The organism is Streptococcus caledonicus (genome assembly GCF_042656225.1).
GTDB classification, from domain to species: Bacteria; Bacillota; Bacilli; order Lactobacillales; family Streptococcaceae; genus Streptococcus; species Streptococcus caledonicus.
Genome location: NZ_JBHSOJ010000016.1, coordinates 737,637 through 758,548 on the forward strand (window position 1 = coordinate 737,637; position 20,912 = coordinate 758,548).

The 20,912-nt window shown below is 40.5% G+C and carries 24 protein-coding genes; 5 read left to right on the forward strand and 19 right to left on the reverse strand.

Annotated features, from left to right (window positions below; genetic code table 11):
• Positions 1 to 118 precede the first annotated feature (118 nt).
• From ACFPQ3_RS07515 to ACFPQ3_RS07530, 4 genes are all read right to left on the reverse strand, one after another.
• Positions 119 to 592, reverse strand: coding sequence for a GNAT family N-acetyltransferase (locus ACFPQ3_RS07515; RefSeq protein WP_156806638.1), 474 nt, complete (start codon positions 590 to 592; stop codon positions 119 to 121).
• A gap of 17 nt (positions 593 to 609) precedes the next feature.
• Positions 610 to 1,185 carry a thymidine kinase gene (locus tag ACFPQ3_RS07520; RefSeq protein ID WP_156806639.1) on the reverse strand — a complete coding sequence of 192 codons (576 nt, stop codon included), beginning with the start codon at positions 1,183 to 1,185 and terminating at the stop codon, positions 610 to 612.
• A gap of 380 nt (positions 1,186 to 1,565) precedes the next feature.
• The gene (locus ACFPQ3_RS07525; RefSeq protein ID WP_156806640.1) at positions 1,566 to 1,883 is read right to left on the reverse strand and encodes an SH3 domain-containing protein; all 318 of its coding nucleotides are present in this window, start codon (positions 1,881 to 1,883) and stop codon (positions 1,566 to 1,568) included.
• On the reverse strand, positions 1,880 to 2,422 hold the full coding sequence (locus ACFPQ3_RS07530) for a DUF1697 domain-containing protein (protein ID WP_198039917.1): 543 nt from the start codon (positions 2,420 to 2,422) through the stop codon (positions 1,880 to 1,882). Before ACFPQ3_RS07530 ends, ACFPQ3_RS07525 begins: the two co-directional genes overlap by 4 nt.
• Positions 2,423 to 2,541: 119 nt before the next feature.
• Between ACFPQ3_RS07530 and ACFPQ3_RS07535 the strand changes: the two genes are divergently transcribed.
• Entirely contained in the window at positions 2,542 to 2,628 is an 87-nt protein-coding gene (locus ACFPQ3_RS07535) for a putative holin-like toxin (RefSeq protein ID WP_269747753.1), read from the forward strand.
• Positions 2,629 to 2,810: 182 nt separating this feature from the next.
• Here the strand turns inward: ACFPQ3_RS07535 and ACFPQ3_RS07540 are convergent, their stop codons facing one another.
• From ACFPQ3_RS07540 to ACFPQ3_RS07585, 10 genes are all read right to left on the reverse strand, one after another.
• Positions 2,811 to 3,338: a 2'-5' RNA ligase family protein gene (locus tag ACFPQ3_RS07540; RefSeq protein WP_198039918.1), complete on the reverse strand. Its 528-nt coding sequence runs from the start codon at positions 3,336 to 3,338 to the stop codon at positions 2,811 to 2,813.
• A 30-nt stretch (positions 3,339 to 3,368) separates the two neighbouring features.
• Positions 3,369 to 3,749, reverse strand: coding sequence for a hypothetical protein (locus tag ACFPQ3_RS07545; RefSeq protein ID WP_156806643.1), 381 nt, complete (start codon positions 3,747 to 3,749; stop codon positions 3,369 to 3,371).
• Between the two features lie 12 nt (positions 3,750 to 3,761).
• Complete coding sequence (locus ACFPQ3_RS07550) at positions 3,762 to 4,235, reverse strand: NUDIX domain-containing protein (RefSeq protein ID WP_156806644.1); 474 nt, start codon at positions 4,233 to 4,235, stop codon at positions 3,762 to 3,764.
• A 161-nt stretch (positions 4,236 to 4,396) separates the two neighbouring features.
• A complete protein-coding gene (locus tag ACFPQ3_RS07555; protein ID WP_156806645.1) occupies positions 4,397 to 4,543 on the reverse strand; it encodes a hypothetical protein in 147 nt (48 codons plus the stop codon).
• A gap of 75 nt (positions 4,544 to 4,618) precedes the next feature.
• The gene (locus ACFPQ3_RS07560; protein ID WP_156806646.1) at positions 4,619 to 4,777 is read right to left on the reverse strand and encodes a hypothetical protein; all 159 of its coding nucleotides are present in this window, start codon (positions 4,775 to 4,777) and stop codon (positions 4,619 to 4,621) included.
• A gap of 132 nt (positions 4,778 to 4,909) precedes the next feature.
• Positions 4,910 to 5,125 (reverse strand): hypothetical protein, encoded by a 216-nt coding sequence (locus ACFPQ3_RS07565; RefSeq protein ID WP_156806647.1) that lies wholly within the window; start codon positions 5,123 to 5,125, stop codon positions 4,910 to 4,912.
• 92 nt (positions 5,126 to 5,217) lie between these two features.
• A complete protein-coding gene (gene uvrB / locus ACFPQ3_RS07570; protein ID WP_156806648.1) occupies positions 5,218 to 7,209 on the reverse strand; it encodes an excinuclease ABC subunit UvrB in 1,992 nt (663 codons plus the stop codon).
• Positions 7,210 to 7,296: 87 nt separating this feature from the next.
• Entirely contained in the window at positions 7,297 to 8,208 is a 912-nt protein-coding gene (locus ACFPQ3_RS07575; protein ID WP_156806649.1) for a CPBP family intramembrane glutamic endopeptidase, read from the reverse strand.
• Positions 8,209 to 8,532: 324 nt separating this feature from the next.
• Complete coding sequence (locus ACFPQ3_RS07580; protein WP_156806650.1) at positions 8,533 to 8,856, reverse strand: putative heavy metal-binding protein; 324 nt, start codon at positions 8,854 to 8,856, stop codon at positions 8,533 to 8,535.
• Between the two features lie 112 nt (positions 8,857 to 8,968).
• Positions 8,969 to 9,466 carry a YkgJ family cysteine cluster protein gene (locus ACFPQ3_RS07585; protein ID WP_156806651.1) on the reverse strand — a complete coding sequence of 166 codons (498 nt, stop codon included), beginning with the start codon at positions 9,464 to 9,466 and terminating at the stop codon, positions 8,969 to 8,971.
• 79 nt (positions 9,467 to 9,545) lie between these two features.
• Between ACFPQ3_RS07585 and ACFPQ3_RS07590 the strand changes: the two genes are divergently transcribed.
• The 4 genes from ACFPQ3_RS07590 (at position 9,546) to ACFPQ3_RS07605 (ending at position 13,152) form a co-directional block, all read left to right on the forward strand.
• Positions 9,546 to 10,232, forward strand: coding sequence for a phosphopantothenate--cysteine ligase (locus ACFPQ3_RS07590; RefSeq protein ID WP_156806652.1), 687 nt, complete (start codon positions 9,546 to 9,548; stop codon positions 10,230 to 10,232).
• Positions 10,225 to 10,764 carry a phosphopantothenoylcysteine decarboxylase gene (gene coaC / locus ACFPQ3_RS07595; RefSeq protein WP_156806653.1) on the forward strand — a complete coding sequence of 180 codons (540 nt, stop codon included), beginning with the start codon at positions 10,225 to 10,227 and terminating at the stop codon, positions 10,762 to 10,764. Before ACFPQ3_RS07590 ends, coaC begins: the two co-directional genes overlap by 8 nt.
• 19 nt (positions 10,765 to 10,783) lie before the next feature.
• Positions 10,784 to 11,353, forward strand: coding sequence for an ECF transporter S component (locus tag ACFPQ3_RS07600; RefSeq protein ID WP_156806654.1), 570 nt, complete (start codon positions 10,784 to 10,786; stop codon positions 11,351 to 11,353).
• Between the two features lie 80 nt (positions 11,354 to 11,433).
• The gene (locus tag ACFPQ3_RS07605; RefSeq protein WP_156806655.1) at positions 11,434 to 13,152 is read left to right on the forward strand and encodes a phospho-sugar mutase; all 1,719 of its coding nucleotides are present in this window, start codon (positions 11,434 to 11,436) and stop codon (positions 13,150 to 13,152) included.
• A 106-nt stretch (positions 13,153 to 13,258) separates the two neighbouring features.
• Here ACFPQ3_RS07605 and ACFPQ3_RS07610 read toward each other — a convergent pair whose 3' ends face one another.
• From ACFPQ3_RS07610 to pyrR, 5 genes are all read right to left on the reverse strand, one after another.
• Positions 13,259 to 13,891: a deoxynucleoside kinase gene (locus ACFPQ3_RS07610; protein ID WP_156806656.1), complete on the reverse strand. Its 633-nt coding sequence runs from the start codon at positions 13,889 to 13,891 to the stop codon at positions 13,259 to 13,261.
• A 562-nt stretch (positions 13,892 to 14,453) separates the two neighbouring features.
• Positions 14,454 to 17,630 carry a carbamoyl-phosphate synthase large subunit gene (carB, locus tag ACFPQ3_RS07615; RefSeq protein ID WP_156806657.1) on the reverse strand — a complete coding sequence of 1,059 codons (3,177 nt, stop codon included), beginning with the start codon at positions 17,628 to 17,630 and terminating at the stop codon, positions 14,454 to 14,456.
• A 366-nt stretch (positions 17,631 to 17,996) separates the two neighbouring features.
• Positions 17,997 to 19,082 carry a carbamoyl phosphate synthase small subunit gene (locus ACFPQ3_RS07620; protein WP_156806658.1) on the reverse strand — a complete coding sequence of 362 codons (1,086 nt, stop codon included), beginning with the start codon at positions 19,080 to 19,082 and terminating at the stop codon, positions 17,997 to 17,999.
• A 214-nt stretch (positions 19,083 to 19,296) separates the two neighbouring features.
• Complete coding sequence (locus ACFPQ3_RS07625) at positions 19,297 to 20,229, reverse strand: aspartate carbamoyltransferase catalytic subunit (protein WP_156806659.1); 933 nt, start codon at positions 20,227 to 20,229, stop codon at positions 19,297 to 19,299.
• Between the two features lie 2 nt (positions 20,230 to 20,231).
• A complete protein-coding gene (gene pyrR, locus ACFPQ3_RS07630) occupies positions 20,232 to 20,753 on the reverse strand; it encodes a bifunctional pyr operon transcriptional regulator/uracil phosphoribosyltransferase PyrR (RefSeq protein ID WP_156806660.1) in 522 nt (173 codons plus the stop codon).
• Positions 20,754 to 20,912 lie beyond the last annotated feature (159 nt).

The window sequence follows — 20,912 nt, forward strand, 5'->3', positions numbered from 1 at the left end:
TAATGCCGTTAAACAAGGCAACGGAAAATAGGAATCCTGACGAAGAAGCTCCTGCTTCTAGGAAGAATTATCTTTTTCCTAAGCCTTGTAGGCATATTCGGTTCCTTTCAAAAAATTATTAATTCGTTAATCGATATAAAGCAACAATCTCGTTATCTAGCTTATCCCCTGTTTCTAAAAAGCCATAAGTAAGATAACATAACTGAGCATGTGTATTCTCTAGTTCATAAGAAATCCAGAGATAGTTAGCTGTTCTCAAGGTATCCGATGCTATCCATTTTAAAATAGCATCCATAGCTAACTTAAAATACCCCTGTCCTTGAAAATTTTGGTCAAACATCAAACGAAAGAGAAGATAATTCCCTTGACTTATACCAATTTTATCATCGTAAGCAAGCATGGTAAAACCAATCAGCTTGTTATCATCATAGATAGCAAGCGGGAAAATAGCATCACCGTTTTTCTCATAGACATAAGCTTCCGCTAAGCTGACAGCATTAGGTGCTACAAACTCCTCCTGTTCTTTTGAAACCGTTAGAGATAATACATCCCAATAATTCTGTAAAGTGACATCTTTTAACTTAACAACCATCATAATTTCCCATGGAATCACTCATCAATCGGTGGATTAAAATAATGTTTTCGACAGACTGATGTATAGCTTTCGTTACCACCGATTTGGACTTGTGCCCCATCATAGGTTGGCTTACCATCTTCCATTCGAAGAACCATGGTTGCTTTTTTCTTACAATAGTGGCAAATGGTTTTAATCTCATCAATTTTATCCGCTAATAAAAGCAGGTGCTTAGAACCTTCAAAGAGCTCGTTTCGAAAATCATTTTTAAGACCAAAAGCCATCACTGGAATATCCAATTCATCAACAATACGAGCCAAATCATAGACATTTGCCCGTGTCAAGAATTGACATTCATCAATCAACACACAATAAGGTTGTGGGCTCTGTGATTTCACAAAACCAAAAATATCCGTATCTGCACTGATGGGATAAGCCTCACGCTTCATCCCAATTCGGCTAGAAACGTAACCAACACCATCGCGAGTATCTAGACTTGACGTCATCAGGATAACAGGTTTCCCCTGCTCCTCATAGTTGTAGGCAACCTTGAGAATCTCAATAGATTTTCCTGAATTCATTGCACCGTAACGATAATATAACTGTGCCAAAACACACTTCCCACTTTCACATAGTATCCTTATTATTTTACCATAAAGAGAAAAATATAGCACTTGTGGAATTAAAAAAAGAGACCGATTAACTGCCTCTTGCTTGATAGTGGTAAAAAAAAACGGTTTTCAATAACTTTAACAATCGCCTATCGTCCTAGTTTTTACATCAATCAAACTCCAATGCTTCAACTCCTCCAAGTCTCCATTGTGTTTCTCTATTTTACTGTAAAAAACCTGTTATTAGTGTAAATGAAACATATCAGTAATTTGAATTAAGTTTAGGACATTATTGGTTCATTTTAAACAGTGATAATACCATGAGATATGCCATATTTTGTCCTGCCCACATGTTTCAACTATCTATCCTTCGCTCGTTATCATGATAACGAGCGAAGGATAGAGAAGGGTAACCACCCAATTTCTTCTTGGAAGCGAACCAAAGCCCATTGAAAATGTACTTCCAATAGCTCAACGCTATCTCCTACTTGCACCATTAACTCAGTAGGATTGTAATCTCTATTCAGTGCATTCCCCTCTAAAAAATCGGCAGATACATAGGTTTTCATACCTTCTATTTCACAAGAAAACCAATTAGGATAATTGGAGCAGGGAGATAGATTGACCACTCTTGTTCCTTTCGGAAATGTAGGAAACTCCCCTTCACCTCTATGATTTTGAGAGACATATAACTTCATCGCTTCTCCTTTGCCAAAGATATTAGCTTATTGAACGTATTGGCATTTCGTAGAGTCACCATTTGATTAAAGGGCTTGGCCGTGATTTTCTTAGCGTGAGCCGTCTTCGTGTAAGACTCCTTGGTGCGTGTTAGCCAAAAAAGGGCTGTTTCACCGAGATAAAGATCCTCATCAGCTAACGACCATTCCTTAATGATTTCTGCTACCAGTTCTTTTGTCGTCCCCTTGAGATAAAAAAGAGCGTCCTTGCGATAGGCATCCTCAGACCACCATGATGGCAAGACTTCTTTTATCACCATCTCTGACGGGACAATCACAAAAGGAATGGAAAAATCATACGTTTTTAAAAAAAATGCCTCAATAACATTCTCAAGCTCTGTTAGTGTTTTCTCAGAGTCAAAAAAGAGGTTCCCCGTATTGATATAAGAGCTAACTGTTTGCAATCCCAGTTTCTCTAACTGTTCACGAAGTTCTAGCATGCTAACCTTGTTATTTTTACCAAGATTGATGCCACGTAAAAGAAGGAGATATGATGTCATTATTTTTCCTTTGCTTTTCGAATAACTAAGTACAGGAAAGTTCCGAAGGCGGGACGGAAATCTTAACATCAAGGAGGTGATGCCATGGCACGCTCCCTTAGAAAGGAAAGACGTCCGTCATGTCGGTTTATGAAGCTCTCGAGCTTATGGTAAACTTTGGCATATTACTACTGACTTTATTGTCTTATATCCATAAGAAAAAATAAACAGTAAAACCGCACTTCAAACTTTGACAGGTGACGAATTGCGGTTTTTACTGTAATATCTAATCCGTCCCGTCTTTTTAACGGTCCTGGAGGAGTTGAGTTCGTGCTCAACTCCTTTTCTATTTTATTTTATCGAAAGTTGAGAGGGATGTCAAATGTAGACATTCCTGTATTTACTACTTCTAAGAGTACTCACAAATAGTACTGACCTCTTTGTCATCACTGATTGCTATGAGTTTTAACGCTGCGATATGTGCCTTCGTAACTTTTAAATGATTCAAACAATAGCTATATACCTTTTCCAACTTCTCTTCATCAATACGATTGGCAATGGTTACATGCGGAATCCAGTTTGCAGATGCATACTGTGAATCGGGCGCTATAATGCCCTTTAATAACTCATGTATCTGATTGTGAAGACTTATCAAATCAGGTGTTTTAGTAGGGCTTAAAAATACAATGCGACTACCTAGAAAACTCCCAAGAGATTGAAAGGAAATTTCGATGGGTAGTACCGCATCCAACTGAGAGTCCAATGTGTTCGTAACACTGTCAATATCATCTACCTCAAAACTCGCCAAGGTAATGTGAGGCTCCCTATCACTCACTTCATAAGCGTAGTCGGACAGAGATAACTCTTTCAACTGATACCAAGCCTCTCGAATCATTTCATTTGACTGGTCATCCAAGGTCGCAATAATGGCATACATAAACATTAACCTCCTCATATGATTAATTCCTTATTGACCTAACTCATCTGCCAATTTTCGGCAAAATCCAAGCCACTTATCCTCATACTCTTTTTTACCCAGCTGCCGTTCTGTCAAATCTGCCACTGTCAAAATATGTCTTTCTTCACAAGCCGTGACACAGGCAAGATAAAAATTCCAATCCAAATCATCCTCGTCCCATATAACAGGAATGCTTTTTAAACCAGCCTGATAAGCAACCCAAGCTCGACTATGCCCATCTGTCAAAAACACACGATTTCCGATTTTCTTAATTGGTACTGGTACAAAAGATAATAAATCATCTGGATTAAACCATGCTTTCACCGCTTCAACTTTTGCTTGAGATAAATAAAATTGACTGACCTGTAACTCTAAGATTAGATAATCCATAAAATCCCTCTTCTACAACAATGGTGAAACAGTCATATCTTGATTTTTCATGATACCCGCATAGAGCTGACTGTCAAATTGACCAACTGCTATATAATGTTCCAACATCTTTTTAGCTGTGATTGGCATCGGTAAATCATTAATTTCTTCCAAAGAAAACCACTGTAGTTTCCCCCCGTTTGATACAATCTCTACCAAGTCTGCTACTTCAGCAAAAAAGTAGTAAATCACACGAATTTCATCATTTGTATAACGAAGAGTGACATATTTCATTTGAAAATTGACTAAATCCTCAACCTTTAGGTGAAGCTCTTCTTCTAACTCACGTAAAATACAAGACTGAGCATCGTTCAATTCTTCATTTTCCATATGACCACCAGCAGATGAAATCCATAAATGATTCGCTACACGCGACCCCTCACGGTACAACATCAATATCTTATTCTGATATCGTAGGTAAATACTCGTCATATTTCGTTGTTTCATAATTGTTTCTCCCTTAAAATATCAAATAACTGATTCGTCGTATTGGCGTTACGTAGAGTTCCCATCTGATTAAAAGGTTTCTCCATAATTTTACGAATAAAGTGTAGAGGCTGGCTATGAATTTCTGAAAGAGTCTAGAAGTCATCCATGTAATTTTTAACTTATATTACAGTCAAATGTTTTAAACGCATTAAAAGTGCTTGAATACGACCTTCTACATCTATCGCTCCCTCTGAAAAACGTTCTGCCCTCAGATAATCTTGCAAAAGAGCCAGTACCTCCTCTTCCATCTGGAAGTCATCAATCACAACATGATTCAGCTGCCTGAACCCTTTAGACTCCAAAAATTCGATATAGTTATGAAAAGGCGGGAGTGTTTGACATCACTGATAAAAATCTTTGATAAAGGAATTAACTATGGGATTATAATTGATAAACGGAAAAGTCTGAATTTTCTTATCCGAATCAGAAACATGCCAATCTCCATAAGGGGCTGAACCAAACTTTTCTAAATAGGCGATAATAGTATCATATTGTGACATATTATAATTTCCTTTAATTATATTTATTATTTTTAAGTGAACCACCACTTAAAGGATAAGTTTTCAAACTTTCTTTCGCATATATAATCAACAAAATTTCACTAGCCTGAACTTAACCAAAATTTTAGCCTCTCAGCTTAAAGGTTCTAATGAGAGTATTTCTTTTCCAAGAGAAAGTGTATAGGCAATTTCACGTTTGGTACTGTCTCCAATATAACCTCCAATATTCACAACATAAATAACATCACCCATGGCTATTTTCTCTAAGTGTATTTTCCCCAAACGTATAATATCTTCATCAGATAACTGGCTTTCATCATCAAAATAAGCACATTGATTACGATACAATTATGTTCTAATTCCAGCTTTCCAGAGAGTTCTTTCATCTCATTTTGGAATCTCATACTACCACATATTGTCATAATCTTCATATCCTCCCCCTAATCCATCGCTTTCAATTCTAACACCAAGTCGCGAATTTGAGCGGCCAGTTCAAAGTCAAGCAACTCTGCAGCTTCCTGCATTTGTTTTTGGAGTTTCTTGATGGTGTCTTGGCGTTCTTTCTTATTCATGGCTGAGTAGTCAACTGTTTCTTCTGCCACATCGGTTGCTGTTGCTTTACTGATGGCGATGAGGTCGCGGACATCTTTTTTGATGGTTTGTGGGACAATGCCATACTCTTCATTATAAGCCATCTGAATCTCACGACGGCGGGCGGTTTCATCCATAGCTCGTTGCATGGATTCAGTGATCTTGTCAGCATACATAATCACATGCCCTTCGCTGTTACGAGCCGCACGCCCTATGGTCTGAATCAGTCCACGCTCATTGCGGAGGAATCCTTCCTTATCCGCATCAAGAATGGCAACCAAGCTTACCTCTGGTACGTCAATCCCCTCACGGAGCAGGTTAATTCCAATCAAGACATCGAAAACTCCGAGGCGGAGGTCACGAATAATTTCTGTCCGCTCTAGCGTTTTAATATCCGAGTGCATATATTTGACCTTGACACCCATTTCCTTGAGGTAATCGGTCAAATCCTCTGCCATTTTCTTAGTCAAGGTAGTGACAAAGACACGCTCCCCTTTTTCCGCTCTGCTATTGATTTCACCCAAAAGGTCGTCCATTTGACCCATAGTCGGACGCACTTCCACTTCTGGATCGAGAAGACCTGTCGGACGGATAATCTGCTCAATCACTGTGTCTGTCTGCTCCATCTCATAATCCCCAGGTGTCGCTGACACATAGACAATCTGATGGACATGGCTCTCAAATTCTTCTCGGCGCAACGGTCTGTTATCCAACGCTGACGGCAAGCGGAACCCGTAATCCACCAACATCTGCTTGCGTGAGCGGTCGCCATTGTACATGCCTTTAATCTGCCCCATGGTCATGTGACTCTCGTCGATCATGATGAGGAAATCCTCTGGGAAGAAATCAAGAAGGGTGTATGGTGGCTCTCCTTCCGAACGGCCATCCATGTGGCGAGAATAGTTTTCGACACCGTTCGTGTAGCCCATTTCACGAAGCATTTCCACATCGTATTCTGTCCTTTGGCGAATGCGCTGCGCTTCAATCAATTTGCCTTCTGCCTCAAATTCCTTAACCTGAGCTTCCATTTCCTCCACAATATTTTTGATAGCGTGCTCCATATGTTCCTCATTGGTCATGAAGTGAGTAGCTGGGAAGAGGACCAAGTGCTCCACTTCACCCATTGGACGCCCTGTCAAACTTTCGATTTCTTGAATGCGGTCAATCTCATCTCCGAAAAATTCCACACGGAAGGCATGTTCGTCACGAGAAGCAGGGAAAATCTCCACCACATCACCACGCACACGAAAACGCCCACGCTGGAAATCAATATCATTGCGCTCAAATTGAATATCCACCAGCTGGTTTAACAGTTTGTCACGCGAAATCTCCTGACCAGGACGCAAACTTACTGCCGAATCTGCATACTCTTTTGGTGACCCCAAACCGTAGATACAAGATACCGATGCCACCACAATCACATCATTACGCTCTAACAGCGCCGATGTTGCCGAATGGCGGAGCTTATCAATCTCATCGTTGACCGAGCTATCTTTTTCGATATAGGTATCAGATGAGGGCACATAAGCTTCAGGCTGATAATAATCATAGTAGGAAACAAAGTACTCTACGGCATTGTTAGGGAAAAATTCCTTGAACTCCCCATAAAGCTGACCAGCAAGGGTTTTGTTGTGGGCGATGACTAAGGTTGGTTTGTTAACCTTAGCAATGACCTGACTCATGGTATAGGTCTTACCAGTCCCTGTTGCCCCCATTAGAATTTGCGCTTTTTCACCACCTTCAATATTGTCCACCAGTTGCTCAATGGCTTGCGGCTGATCTCCAGATGGTTCGTATTTTGAGACTAATTCAAACTGATTATCTTCTCTTCTATCAATCATGTACTTCTTCTTTCCTGTTTTTTCTTATTTTATCATAAATTTGCTATTTATTCGGATAAGAAAAACAGTCTAGTGAGACTAAACTGTTTAAGCTTTTTCTTTTTTAACCCCATAGTAGAGGTAAGCAATGAAAAGAAGTTCAACCAGTGATGCCATTAGACTTCCTTCTGTTCCAAATCCTCCACCTGAAATCCATTCTGGCGCGCCAGCTTTTTCCACAAAATGAAAAATTGAGGCTCCGGCACCTTGCCCTGAAACAGCTACGCCATAAATATTTCCTTGAACAAAATTCCAAGCTCCGTGAAGTCCAATAACACCCCATAGGTTATCACGCTTTAACATATAGAGAGCCATCGTAACTCCAGATAAAATGATGCTTAAAACTGATAAGAAAGTAACGTGGTCATTTGCTAGATGCATCAAACCAAAGAGAGAACTACTTATCCCAACCGCGATAGCAAGGTTAGTCCGTTTATTTAAAATCGGCAAAAGCCAACCACGGGTCAAAAGTTCCTCTGTACCACCCTGAATTAACCAAAATGGAATGGTTGATAGAACATATAACCATGTCGTACTAGAAACATCCACCCCTGAGACCTCTACACCTCCCAAGAGGTAAACTAGGCCTAGGGCTAAGCTGAATTGAAGAGAACCAACTAGAAAACCTAAAGCTAACTCCTTAAACCAGTTCTTTTTAAAAAATCCTAGACTAGAAATCGGACGTTTTTCAACCCATTTGACCCACATAAAAAGCAAGCCTGATACGAAGGAAAAACTCAATAGTTCTACATGGAGAGGTAAGGTCACTCCTTCTGTGAAAGCGTCAAAATTACCATTGACTATGATGAAAAAGACAGCCGAAAGACCAAAAATAATTCCAAATAAGACACTACCTATTATAAAGAATCCTTCAACCATTACAGGTGTCAAGATAGCCACAAGCCAAGTAGGCATTTTTTGATAGAGTTCTGTGGGAGCTTGCAAGATGCGCTTATTCATAAGATTCTCCTTGTGTTATTAATCTAGTACTATTTTAGTCTGCTAACACCTTATTGTCAATAGTTATTGACAACTAGTAAAACAAATACAAAACTGCACCTATCATTTTTGACAAGCGCAGCTTTTATTAGCTAAATATTGTTTCTTAAGACGATTACTGAGACTAGGAAAAGTCTTTTCACCACTTAAATTTTGCAATAATGACAATTTGATGCGATGACAGATTGAACATTTATAATTGAACAGCTTTTCAAATCCCCTCTGCCCCCTCGCTTCATAGTTTCCGAGCTTAGACTTAAAATATCCCAATCAACTGTTCTATTCTCACTTGGTTAGGGTCACCGCTGTACCGCTGCAAGTCACCATCAGCATGCCATTGTCTGCTCCTAGGACTTCATAATCCATTTTAACACCAATAACAACATCTGCCCCTAACTCAGCTGCCCGTCTCTCCATTTCTTTGAGGGCTGTTTCACGCGCCTCAGTCAATTCATTTTCATAACTTGCTGAACGACCTCCAAAGATATTGCGCAAACCGGCACCAATATCTTTAAACATGTTGATTCCAGTAATGACTTCACCAAAAACAATTCCTTTATAACCGCTCACTTGGGCGCCATCGACACTATTAGTTGTTGTTACAATCATAAAAACACCTCCATTTTTTATAATCGTTTTCTATATTATAACTAAATTCATTCAAACTTTCCAGTTGTTTCTATCTCTCACCACAAGCGTAGTTTAAAGCACTATCACTCCATTACAATCTCTTTTGTAGTTTCTCAACAAAGAGAAAAGCTGCTGGACAAAAGAGGGTATTCTTAATCGTCAAGTTATTAATTTGATAAATCTTCTTGCGGTCTGTATGAGGAAATTCACGACAAGCTTTCGGACGAACATCATAAATACTACAAAGATTATCATCACCTAAAAACGGACACGGCATGGATTGGAAAACCTTATCTCCATCTTCATCTGTCCGTAAAAATGCTTCTTCAAACGCAGGTAGTTTCATGCGGAAATGTCTTGCAATCCTAGTGATATCTGCCTCGGTGAAAAGAGGACCCAGATTACGACAACAATTAGCGCACTTGGTACAATCAATCTCAAGAAAAACCTCACGGTGTACCTCTTGGACAACCTTATCCAAATTTTTTGGTACTTTTTTCTTTAAACTCGCCAAAAACTTACGGTGTTCTCCCTGTTTTTGCAACGCTAATTGATGATATTTTTCAATGTCAATACCTTGATTAGCCACAATTTTCTCCTCTATTTTTTATCTTCTTATTATAACTCAAATAATTTACAAAATCAGTATTTTAGTGTAAAATCAGCCTATGAAAATTTTGATTACATCTGGTGGTACCACAGAGAACATTGACAGTGTTCGAGGGATAACAAATCATTCCACTGGCTACCTTGGAAAAATAATAGCAGAGACTTTTTTATCCAAAGGACATCAAGTCACTTTAGTGACGACAAAACAAGCTGTCAAGCCTCTTGAACAAGCAAATTTGACAATCCAACTCATTAGTAATGTAGAAAGCCTGCTCACTACATTGGAGCCTCTCATTAAATCACACGATGTCCTCATTCACAGCATGGCGGTATCAGACTATACGCCAGTCTACATGACTGACTTAAAAGAACTTGAACAAACAGATTCTCCTGCTCAGCTTTTGTCCAAAAAAAATGGTGAAACTAAAATCTCATCCAAATCTGACTACCAAGTGCTTTTTCTGAAAAAAACACCAAAAATTATTAGTCAGGTTAAAGAATGGAATCCCAATATCCGACTGATTGGCTTCAAGCTTTTGGTGGGGGTGACCAAGTCAGAGCTGTTTGATGTGGCGAGGGCTAGCCTTGTCAAAAATCAGGCAGAGCTTATTGTTGCTAATGATTTAAACGACATTACTGCTGACCAACATATCGCCTATCTCGTTGATGAGACAAATGAAATTAAAGCTCATACCAAACTAGAAATTGCTGAAAAACTTTATGAAAGGGTGACTGCTCATGACTAAACGCATTCTACTAGCTATATCAGGTTCTATTGCCGCCTACAAAGCTGCCGACTTGACCAGCCAACTTACCAAGCGTGGCTATGACGTGCACGTTCTTATGACGGAAGCGGCTGCCAAGTTCATCACACCACTAACCTTGCAGGTCTTGTCTAAAAATCCTGTTCACTTGGATGTGATGGAAGAAAAAATAGCAGAGCGGATTAACCATATCGACCTTGGAAAAGAAGCCGATCTTTTTATCCTAGCACCTGCTTCTGCTAATACGATTGCTACTTTGGCACATGGCGGAGCAGATAATATGGTCACAGCAACCGCACTAGCTTTGCCAGCAGACCTTCCAAAGCTCATCGCACCAGCCATGAATACAAAAATGTACGATAACCCGTTAACCCAACGCAATATTGCTATTTTAAAAGAGGTGGGTTACAAAGAAATCACACCAAAATCAGCTCTCTTAGCCTGCGGTGATGTCGGGCGAGGCGCTCTAGCTGATCTAGATACCATTCTACAAATCATTAACGAAAATATATAATAGCAAGATAGGAGAATAAATGAAAAACGAAAACTCTACCACTGTTGCAACTATTTCAATGTTCTTTGCAACAATGATTGTCATCCATCTTCTGACGTCTATCATTTTTAATGTTCTGCCGCTTCCAATTAAACCAACTTTGGTGCATATTCCAGTTATCATTGCTTCCATCCTCTATGGACCACGTGTAGGAGCAACACTTGGCGGTTTAATGGGACTCATCAGTGTCGTTACTAACACCGTCATCCTACTGCCAACGAGCTACCTTTTCTCACCCTTTGTCGAAAATGGTAATATCTATTCGCTCATTATTGCAATGGTCCCACGAATACTAATTGGTATCACACCCTACTTTGTCTATAAATTAATCAAAAACCGTAGTGGACTTCTTATCGCAGGTGCTATAGGATCAATGACAAATACCATTTTTGTTCTCAGTGGGATTTTCTTCCTCTTTTCAAATGTTTATAATGGTAATATTCAAGCCATGCTAGCCACTGTTATAGGGACAAATGCCATTGCTGAAATGTTGATTTCTTCTTTTTTAGCACTTATTATTGTTCCACGACTTCAAAATTTAAAAAAATAATGAAAATCACGAAAACTCGTGATTTTTTTACATGAAAATGATATAATGAAAGCGGTTAATAAAAGTTAAAGGAGAATGCAATGACCTATCAAGAAAATTTTCAAAAATGGCTTGATTTCGCCGAACTTCCTGACTATCTCCGTGAGGATCTACTCGCTATGGATGAAAAAAACAAGGAAGATGCCTTCTATACCAACCTTGAGTTCGGAACCGCAGGGATGCGTGGCTATATCGGCGCAGGTACAAACCGTATCAATATTTATGTCGTGCGTCAGGCAACAGAAGGCCTTGCAAAATTAGTAGAAAGCAAAGGAGAAGATGCTAAAAAACGGGGTGTAGCTATTGCCTACGACACACGTCATTTCTCACCAAAGTTCGCCTTTGAATCTGCTCAAGTCTTGGCAGCACACGGTATCAAATCTTATGTTTTTGAAAGCCTACGCCCAACGCCAGAATTGTCATTTGCAGTGCGTCACTATAATACTGTCGCTGGTATTATGGTCACAGCTAGTCACAACCCGAAAGAATTCAATGGTTATAAAGTTTACGGAGAAGACGGTGGGCAAATGCCACCAGCAGATGCTTCAGCTTTGACTGATTTTATCCGTGGTATTGACAATCCATTTGCCGTTGAACTCGCTGACCTTGAAGAAAGTAAAAACTCTGGTCTCATCACGGTTCTTGGCGAAGAAACTGACCGCCTCTACCTTGATGAGCTCAAGGCTATCAACATCAATAAAGCACTCATTACCGAGCATGGCAAAGACATGAAAATTGTCTATACACCACTTCATGGTACAGGGGAAATGCTGGCGCGTCGTGCCCTTGCTGAAGCAGGATTTGAATCTGTTGCCGTTGTCGAAAGCCAAGCAACCGTTGACCCTGATTTCTCTACCGTTGCATCACCAAATCCTGAAAGCCAAGCGGCCTTTGCCCTCGCTGAAGAACTTGGACGTGAAATCGGAGCTGATGTACTCTTAGCAACGGACCCAGATGCTGACCGTGTCGGTGTTGAAGTCCGTCAAGCTGACGGTTCATATTGGAACCTATCAGGAAACCAAATCGGAGCGATTATCGCCAAATACATCCTTGAAGCACACAAGCAAGCCGGGACACTACCTGAAAATGCAGCTCTTGCTAAATCAATCGTATCTACTGAATTAGTTACTAAGATTGCAGAAAGCTATGGCGCAACCATGTTCAATGTGTTGACCGGTTTCAAATTCATCGCTGAAAAAATCCAAGAATTTGAAGAAAAACACAACCACACTTACATGTTTGGTTTTGAAGAAAGTTTTGGCTATTTGATTAAACCATTTGTTCGTGACAAAGATGCTATCCAAGCTGTTCTAATGGTAGCTGAAATTGCAGCCTACTACCGCTCGCGTGGCCTAACACTTGCAGACGGTATTGATGAAATCTTCAAAGAGTACGGCTATTTTGCTGAAAAAACCATTTCTGTTACCCTTTCAGGTAAAGACGGTGCTGAACAAATCAAAGCTATTATGGCAAAATTCCGTGACAATGCACCAGAACAGTTCAACAAAACAGACATCGCCCTTTTTGAAGACTTTGCCCTTCAAAAAGCAGTCACCCTTGATGGTACTACAACTGACTTAACAACACCACCATCTGACGTCCTTAAGTACACATTGACTGATGACAGCTGGTTTGCCGTTCGCCCATCAGGAACAGAACCAAAAATCAAATTCTACATCGCAACAGTCGGTGAAACACTTGCTGAAGCTGAGGAAAAAATCGCAAACATCGAAACAGAAATCAATGATTTTGTGAAATAATCACAATTTGTGACACCAAAACCACCCGCTAAAAAAAAACGGGTGGTTTTAGTTTTCCATATCTAAAAATAAAATACAGGGCACGAGGCCTTGTATTTTATTGTATTTATCTCTCTAAAGTACTTAACGTTTCTTTAATCTGTGCAAAGACTGTTTCCCAGTCTGCATCATTAGTCACGTCAAAATGATCTGTATCAATCTTCATTTTTGGACTGTAATCATAATTATCATACCAGTCACCATAATGTCCATGTAGGAGGCGATAGTAATCTAATAGACCATTTTCGTCTGTTGGTTGCTCAAAATCACGACCACGTTTTTTAATATTTCCCATGATATGATCAAAACTACCATCAAGATAAACCAACAAATCTGGTGCTTTCTTAGGCATACCTTCGAGCTCTTCCATCATATTATCCAAAAGTTCCAAATAAATTTCATACTCTTCTTGGCTAATATTTCCCTCAAGAGAATTGATATAGGTAAAAAGCGCATCTTCATAAATTGAACGATCTAAAACATTATCATTATTATGATAAGCCTCTTTAATAGACTTAAATCGCTTATTCAAAAAATAAATTTGCAGAGCAAATCCATACTTATCAGGATTCTCATAATATTTATCCAAAATAGGATTATTCTCTACAGGCTCATAAAACGCTTCTGTTCCCAAGGCCTCAGACAGACGGGCAGTATAAGTTGTCTTCCCCACACCAATCATGCCAGCTAATATAATCACAATTGTTCTCACCTCCGAGAGACTATCTTAACACAAGATATGGTAAAAAGTCAACATTTAGTCCACAAGATATTGGGGTAAGTTAAGTTATTTTTTACACAAAAAGAGAGTGAGACAGAAGGCATGATTTCGAAGTCTTGACTTCCCTTCGCTAGTTTATTTCTAAGCTCAGGCTGAAATTGTCCAGTGGACAGTTTCACTCCCACATCCGCACAGCTCCCAAAATCTGGGAGACTTTTGGAGATTGGAAATAAGATGAACGACGTTCATCACATTCGTATAGGATGACCGCTAACGATTGCGTGGTACTAAAATAGTCCGGTGGACTATTTTAGGTAGACACTTGAAAATGAAGGAAGTATCCACCTACAGACCTCCAATCAACCACTGCGTCAATCTGTTGTCACTATCAAAAAAGAAGGTTGAGATATTTTTATACGAAAGCTTCAAAAAGCCCTCACTAAGAGTATAGCACTTAGCGAGGGCTTTTCCTATTGGTTTTCATTGTTTTGTGGGTGTGGGCTCCGCAATCGTGATGGTTTGTCCCAACCTCTTAGTTTTCTTATATGGCCTGTGTTGTAAAACCGCGGCTTTCGAGGACTTGTAGCATGGCTTCTGCGGTGTCCAGAGCTGTGAAAAGTGGCACGCCTTGGGCAATGGCAGAGCTACGGATAACTTGTCCGTCTTCATCTGCGGTACGTTTCTTACCTACGGTGTTGACAATCGCCTGTACCTTTCCTTGACGAACAAGGTTTGGAATGTCAGTATCATCTTGGCAAATTTTACCAACAAGTTGTGCTTCTAAATCGTTTTCTGCAAAGTATTTAGCTGTTCCTTCTGTCGCAAGGACGTTATAACCAATACGATCAAAGCGTTTTGCCAAGGCTAGAGCTTCTTCCTTAGTATCATCAGCAATGGTGAAGACCACATTGCCAAATTCAGACAAATGGAAGTAGCTGGCTTCAAAGGCTTTATACAAGGCTTTTTCAAGGGTCACATCTGCCCCCATGACTTCCCCTGTTGACTTCATCTCAGGTCCAAGAAGGCTATCTACCTTAGCTAATTTTGTAAAGGAGAAGACTGGTGCTTTGACGTAAACCAGAGGACTTTCTTGGTAGAGCCCATCTTCATATCCCTGCTCTGCCAATGATTTGCCAAGAATCAAGTTGGTTGCCACTTGAGCCATTGGAATATCGGTGACTTTAGAGAGGAATGGTACGGTACGGCTAGCGCGTGGATTTACTTCGATTACGTAAACCGTTTCGTCTTTTATGACAAATTGAATGTTCATCATTCCGATACAGTTTAGACCAAGTGCTAAACGTTTGGTGTAATCAGCGATAATCGCTTGAATGGTTTTAGAAATCCCTTGTGGTGGGTAAACTGCCATTGAGTCACCTGAGTGGACACCGGCACGTTCAATATGTTCCATAATCCCGGGAATCAAGACATCTTTCCCATCAGAGATTGCATCTACTTCGCACTCACGACCAACGAGGTATGAGTCAACAAGAACAGGGTGTTCTGGGCTTGCTTTTACGGCTGTGCGCATATAGCTTCTAAGATCAGTCTCATTTTCAACGATTTCCATGGCACGTCCACCGAGAACGTACGATGGACGTACCAATACAGGGAAACCAATATGACGAGCTGCTTCCACAGCTTCTTCTTCATTGGTTGCGGTTTGGCCAGGCGGTTGCGGAATCCCCAACTCTTTTAATGCTTTTTCAAAGAGTTTGCGGTCTTCAGCACGGTCCAAATCCTCAACTTGTGTCCCAAGAATAGTAACCCCCGCCTTAGACAAGGCTTCTGCCAAGTTAATGGCTGTCTGACCACCAAATTGCACCACGACACCTTTTGGCTGTTCCAACTCGATCACATTCATTACATCTTCAAAAGTTAGCGGTTCAAAATAGAGTTTATCAGATACTGAGAAGTCAGTTGATACCGTCTCAGGATTTGAGTTCATAATAATGGCTTCGTAGCCAGCTGCTTGAATGGCTTTGACAGAATGCACTGTTGCATAGTCAAACTCAACCCCTTGTCCAATACGGATTGGACCTGAACCAAGAACGATAACAGACTCTTTATCTGATTTGACAGACTCATTTTCCCACTCATAGGTTGAGTAGAAATATGGCGTGGAGCTTTCAAACTCAGCCGCGCAGGTATCTACCATCTTGTAAACAGGGACAATCTTATTCTCTAGGCGAAGAGCACGCACCTCTGCTGTCGTCATATTCCAAAGCTCTGCAATTTTACGATCTGCAAAACCATTGCGTTTGGCTTCTTTAAGCAACGCTACATCACCAGCATGTGTTGCCAGTTCTTGTTCGATTTCAAAGATATGAAGGAGCTTATCTAGGAAGAAAATATCAATCTTCGCCAGCTCTGCCAATTCTTCAATCGGATAACCACGACGGATGGCTTCTGAAAGGTAGAAGAGACGGTCATCCTGTGCTTTGACAATTTTATCAACTAAGGCATCGTCTGTCACATCTGCTAGTTCTGGCATCTCATTGTGATAAACACCGATTTCAAGCGAACGGCAGGCTTTTAAGAGACTTTCTTCAATGTTACGACCGATTGCCATAACCTCTCCTGTCGCTTTCATCTGTGTCCCAAGACGGCGCTCACCGTGCTCGAACTTGTCAAATGGGAAGCGAGGAATTTTGGCAACCACATAGTCAAGAGCAGGTTCAAACATGGCGTAGGTTGTTCCTGTGACAGGGTTAATCATCTCGTCAAGAGTCAAACCAACTGCAATTTTCGCAGCCAATTTCGCGATTGGATAGCCAGTTGCTTTTGAGGCAAGGGCTGACGAACGAGACACGCGCGGGTTCACCTCAATAACATAATACTTGAAACTATGTGGGTCAAGTGCCAACTGGACGTTACAGCCACCCTCTATTTTAAGAGCACGGATGATTTTTAGACTAGCATCGCGAAGCATTTGATTCTCGATATCAGACAGCGTTTGTGTCGGTGCAAACACGATGGAGTCACCCGTATGAATGCCAACAGGGTCAAAATTTTCCATGTTACATACGACTAGAGCATTATCGGATGCATCACGCATGACTTCGTATTCAATTTCTTTAAAGCCAGCAATTGAGCGTTCAATCAAACATTGGGTTACTGGCGATAATTTCAAACCATTTTTAGCGATGTCACGAAGTTCTGCTTCATTGGCACACATTCCACCACCAGTACCACCTAGAGTAAAGGCAGGGCGGACAATCACAGGGTAACCAATGCTATTAGCAAAGGCAACCGCTTCGTCAACAGTCTCAACAATCTCAGATTCAGGAATAGGTTGGTCCAATTCTTCCATCAATTGCTTGAACAAATCACGGTCCTCAGCTTGGTCAATAGCAGACAATTTTGTTCCCAGAAGCTCAACACCAAGTTCATCAAGGATACCTGCTTTAGACAGTTGCATTGCCATGTTCAAACCAGTTTGACCACCAAGGGTTGGTAAGAGAGCATCAGGTCGCTCCTTGCGGAGAATGCGTGTCACAAATTCTAAGGTAATGGGTTCAATATAAACCTTATCCGCAATTTCTTTATCCGTCATAATGGTTGCAGGGTTGGAGTTAACCAAAATAACGCTATAGCCTTCCTCTTTTAAAGCAAGACAAGCCTGTGTTCCAGCATAGTCAAATTCAGCAGCCTGACCAATAATAATCGGACCAGAACCAATCACCATAATTTTTTTAATATCAGTACGTTTTGGCATAATTTATGATACAAAGGGGATCTAAAAATCCGTATGATTTTAATAGTCCAGTAGACTGTTAAAGGTTTGAGCCAAAAAACTCAAAAGCGAAAATAGGACACTGACGACGTGTGCTTACACACTAGGAAATCTATTTTTTCACTAGGATTTTAGTTCGTGTTCATTTTCGCAAACACGATCCCCTTGTTTTCTCCTTTCTCTCATTTGTTACCTCTCTGGATAACATTAAATAATGGCGGTAAGTCAGAAATCTTCGATCTCATTGACGACCCCGTCAGGATAACTAGAACTTTCGAAGAAAGTTCAAACAGCTACGACACTTTCTCCCTCTCTCAATTGATAGAGGCAATAACGATTCCGATGTCATTACTTGGTCGCTTGATCAGCTTTCCAAGCATCAATCATTTCTAAAAATGCATCAAAGAGATAGCTGGCATCGTGTGGACCAGGTGCAGCATCTGGGTGAAACTGAACAGAGAAGGCTGGAAAATCACGATGACGAACCCCTTCGACAGTCTTGTCATTGATTTCTTCATGAGTCACCATTAAACACTCCGGTAAGGTTTCTCTATCTACCGCAAAGCCATGATTTTGACTGGTAAAGTCCACACGTCCAGTAGCAATTTCACGCACCGCATGGTTAAACCCCCGGTGACCAAAAGTCATCTTATAGGTTCTTGCACCATTAGCCAGACTGAATAGTTGGTGGCCCATACAGATTCCAAAAAGTGGAATTTTCCCCTGCACACCACGAATCATTTCTAACGCTTCTGGGACATCTGTTGGGTCTCCAGGGCCATTTGACAACATCACTCCATCAGGATTGAGGTGTAAAACGGCCTCTGCCGTCGTTGTATGAGGAACAACCGTCACATTACAATTTCGTTTTGAAAACTCACGAAGAATTGAGTGCTTCAAGCCAAAATCAACTAGTACAATGTTTTTTCCAATCCCCGGTGCAGGATAAGCTGTTTTAGTCGACACTTGTTCGATATTATTTGTTGGTAAAACAGTAGCTTTAAGCTGCTCTTGTAAATGTTTCAACTCACCACCATTTGCTAGGGTAGCTTTCATGGTACCATGTTGGCGAATAATTTTAGTTAATGCTCTTGTATCAATACCAGCAATACCAGGGATATTTTTAGCTTTTAAAAATTCATTTAAAGTCATCTGATTGCGCCAATTACTTGCACGACGAGCTACCTCAGCTACCACGACACCTTTACAAGTCGGTGTAATCGATTCATAATCATCACGGTTGATGCCATAATTTCCTACTAATGGATACGTAAAAGTCAGTATCTGTCCATTATAAGATTGGTCTGTGATGGATTCTTGATAGCCAGTCATCCCTGTGCTAAAAACAATTTCTCCTGTCACTTCTACATCTGCTCCGAAGGCTTTCCCTTCAAAAACAGTACCGTCTTCTAAAATCAACAATCGTTTTGTCATTGTTTTACTTTAAGGGACGCTAATGTTACTCAGTTTAATCCCCGCCCGTTAGCATCACTAACAAGCTTCTCCTTTCTATTTGCTGTCTCTCTGAACAGCATTAAATAAATACTTCTGACTCAATAGCGTGAATGGGGCACTCAGACGTGAGAAAACAACTGAACGATTGCAGTTGTTTTCGAGCTAGTGCCTGACATAGCCAAGTCATTATAAATTATCTTTCTTGACGCCCCGCAATAATCGCTTCTAAGATTGCCATTCTCACAAAAACACCATTAGTCATTTGCTTCACAATTCGTGATTTATCCGCCTCCACCAGACTATCAGCAATCTCTACATCGCGGTTTACTGGGGCTGGGTGCATGATTATAGCAGAGCTTTTTAAACATTCATAGCGTTCCTTGGTTAATCCAAATTGACGGTAATACGTTTCTTTTGAAAACGTTCCGTTACCATCATGACGCTCATGTTGCACACGCAGTAACATGAGCACATCAAGCTCTTCAATAACATCATCAATAGCTACATGCTGACCGTAGCTATCAAATTCTTTTGAGTACCATTGCTCTGGTCCTGAAAAATAAAGCTGCGCTCCCAAACGTTTTAAGATTTGCATGTTAGATTTTGCCACGCGCGAATGCGTTAAATCACCTGCAATGCAAACTTTCACTCCTTCAAAACGGCCAAATTCTTCATAAATGGTCATCAAATCAAGCAAACTCTGACTGGGATGTTGACCAGAACCATCACCACCATTAACAATGGAAGCCGAAATGGTAGAACTCTCAATAAGTTGTTTGTAATAATCGACTTCTGAGTGCCTAATAACACAAATCTCAACACCTAGAGCATCTAATGTCAACACTGTATCGTAGAGGGTTTCACCTTTGTTAACAGAACTCGTTTCAACATGGAAATCAATCACATCAAGTCCTAGTTTTTTCTCTGCGACTTCAAATGATTTATGAGTGCGCGTTGAATTTTCAAAAAAGAGATTTGCGATAAAGGTTTGTTTATCTAACGACTGAGAAGCTCTGCCATTTTTTAAAGAAATCCCTCGAGAAATTAAGCCTACAACCTCTTCTTCGCTTAGGTATTCCATCGACACTAAGTGTCTTAGCACTACCTTATCATCCACAACAGGCATACTTATGCCTCCTCAACTAATGTGACCCGATCTTTACCGTCAACTTCCACGACCTCAACAATCACTTCCTCGTTGCTACTTGTTGGAATATTTTTCCCGACATAGTCTGCACGAATTGGTAACTCACGGTGACCACGGTCAACCAAAATAGCAAGGCTAACTCTTGAAGGACGTCCGAGACTCACCAAATTATCAATCGCTGCGCGGATGGTACGCCCAGTATAAAGCACATCGTCAACCAAGATAACATCCTTATCTGTAATATCAACCGGCATAACTGTTGTGTCCTCTTCAACCTTGATGTCATCACGAAATGGTTTGATATCCAATTCTCCAAGCGGGACATCAAGATTTTCTAGTTGAGATAGACGCTCTTGAATGCGTTTCGCAATAAAAACGCCACGTGTCTTAATCCCTGCTAATACAATATTATCGAGTTTTTTGTTCCGCTCAATAATTTCGTAAGTAATACGAGTGATGGCACGTTTCATCGTCACATCATCAATGATTTCTTTACTTTTCATATACAATTCCTCCTGATAAATGAAGCACTAATGATACAAAAAATCCCCCTGTTTCCAAGGAGATACTGAAAAATAGGGACAATTGACCCACTAGTCACTGCCTGTTTTTTAAGTTCTCCTTAATCACCTCACGGGACGATATTAAAGGAATTTAATTAT

What these genes read in the sequence shown, in the direction of transcription:
- ACFPQ3_RS07515 (WP_156806638.1), bottom strand. Translation starts at nt 592, where the DNA reads ATGGTTGTTAAGTTAAAAGATGTCACTTTACAGAATTATTGGGATGTA.
- ACFPQ3_RS07525 (WP_156806640.1), bottom strand. Translation starts at nt 1,883, where the DNA reads ATGAAGTTATATGTCTCTCAAAATCATAGAGGTGAAGGGGAGTTTCCT.
- ACFPQ3_RS07530 (WP_198039917.1), bottom strand. Translation starts at nt 2,422, where the DNA reads ATGACATCATATCTCCTTCTTTTACGTGGCATCAATCTTGGTAAAAAT.
- ACFPQ3_RS07535 (WP_269747753.1), top strand. Translation starts at nt 2,542, where the DNA reads ATGTCGGTTTATGAAGCTCTCGAGCTTATGGTAAACTTTGGCATATTA.
- ACFPQ3_RS07540 (WP_198039918.1), bottom strand. Translation starts at nt 3,338, where the DNA reads ATGTATGCCATTATTGCGACCTTGGATGACCAGTCAAATGAAATGATT.
- ACFPQ3_RS07545 (WP_156806643.1), bottom strand. Translation starts at nt 3,749, where the DNA reads ATGGATTATCTAATCTTAGAGTTACAGGTCAGTCAATTTTATTTATCT.
- ACFPQ3_RS07550 (WP_156806644.1), bottom strand. Translation starts at nt 4,235, where the DNA reads ATGAAACAACGAAATATGACGAGTATTTACCTACGATATCAGAATAAG.
- ACFPQ3_RS07560 (WP_156806646.1), bottom strand. Translation starts at nt 4,777, where the DNA reads ATGTCACAATATGATACTATTATCGCCTATTTAGAAAAGTTTGGTTCA.
- uvrB (WP_156806648.1), bottom strand. Translation starts at nt 7,209, where the DNA reads ATGATTGATAGAAGAGAAGATAATCAGTTTGAATTAGTCTCAAAATAC.
- ACFPQ3_RS07575 (WP_156806649.1), bottom strand. Translation starts at nt 8,208, where the DNA reads ATGAATAAGCGCATCTTGCAAGCTCCCACAGAACTCTATCAAAAAATG.
- ACFPQ3_RS07580 (WP_156806650.1), bottom strand. Translation starts at nt 8,856, where the DNA reads ATGATTGTAACAACAACTAATAGTGTCGATGGCGCCCAAGTGAGCGGT.
- ACFPQ3_RS07590 (WP_156806652.1), top strand. Translation starts at nt 9,546, where the DNA reads ATGAAAATTTTGATTACATCTGGTGGTACCACAGAGAACATTGACAGT.
- coaC (WP_156806653.1), top strand. Translation starts at nt 10,225, where the DNA reads ATGACTAAACGCATTCTACTAGCTATATCAGGTTCTATTGCCGCCTAC.
- ACFPQ3_RS07600 (WP_156806654.1), top strand. Translation starts at nt 10,784, where the DNA reads ATGAAAAACGAAAACTCTACCACTGTTGCAACTATTTCAATGTTCTTT.
- ACFPQ3_RS07605 (WP_156806655.1), top strand. Translation starts at nt 11,434, where the DNA reads ATGACCTATCAAGAAAATTTTCAAAAATGGCTTGATTTCGCCGAACTT.
- carB (WP_156806657.1), bottom strand. Translation starts at nt 17,630, where the DNA reads ATGCCAAAACGTACTGATATTAAAAAAATTATGGTGATTGGTTCTGGT.
- ACFPQ3_RS07620 (WP_156806658.1), bottom strand. Translation starts at nt 19,082, where the DNA reads ATGACAAAACGATTGTTGATTTTAGAAGACGGTACTGTTTTTGAAGGG.
- ACFPQ3_RS07625 (WP_156806659.1), bottom strand. Translation starts at nt 20,229, where the DNA reads ATGCCTGTTGTGGATGATAAGGTAGTGCTAAGACACTTAGTGTCGATG.
- pyrR (WP_156806660.1), bottom strand. Translation starts at nt 20,753, where the DNA reads ATGAAAAGTAAAGAAATCATTGATGATGTGACGATGAAACGTGCCATC.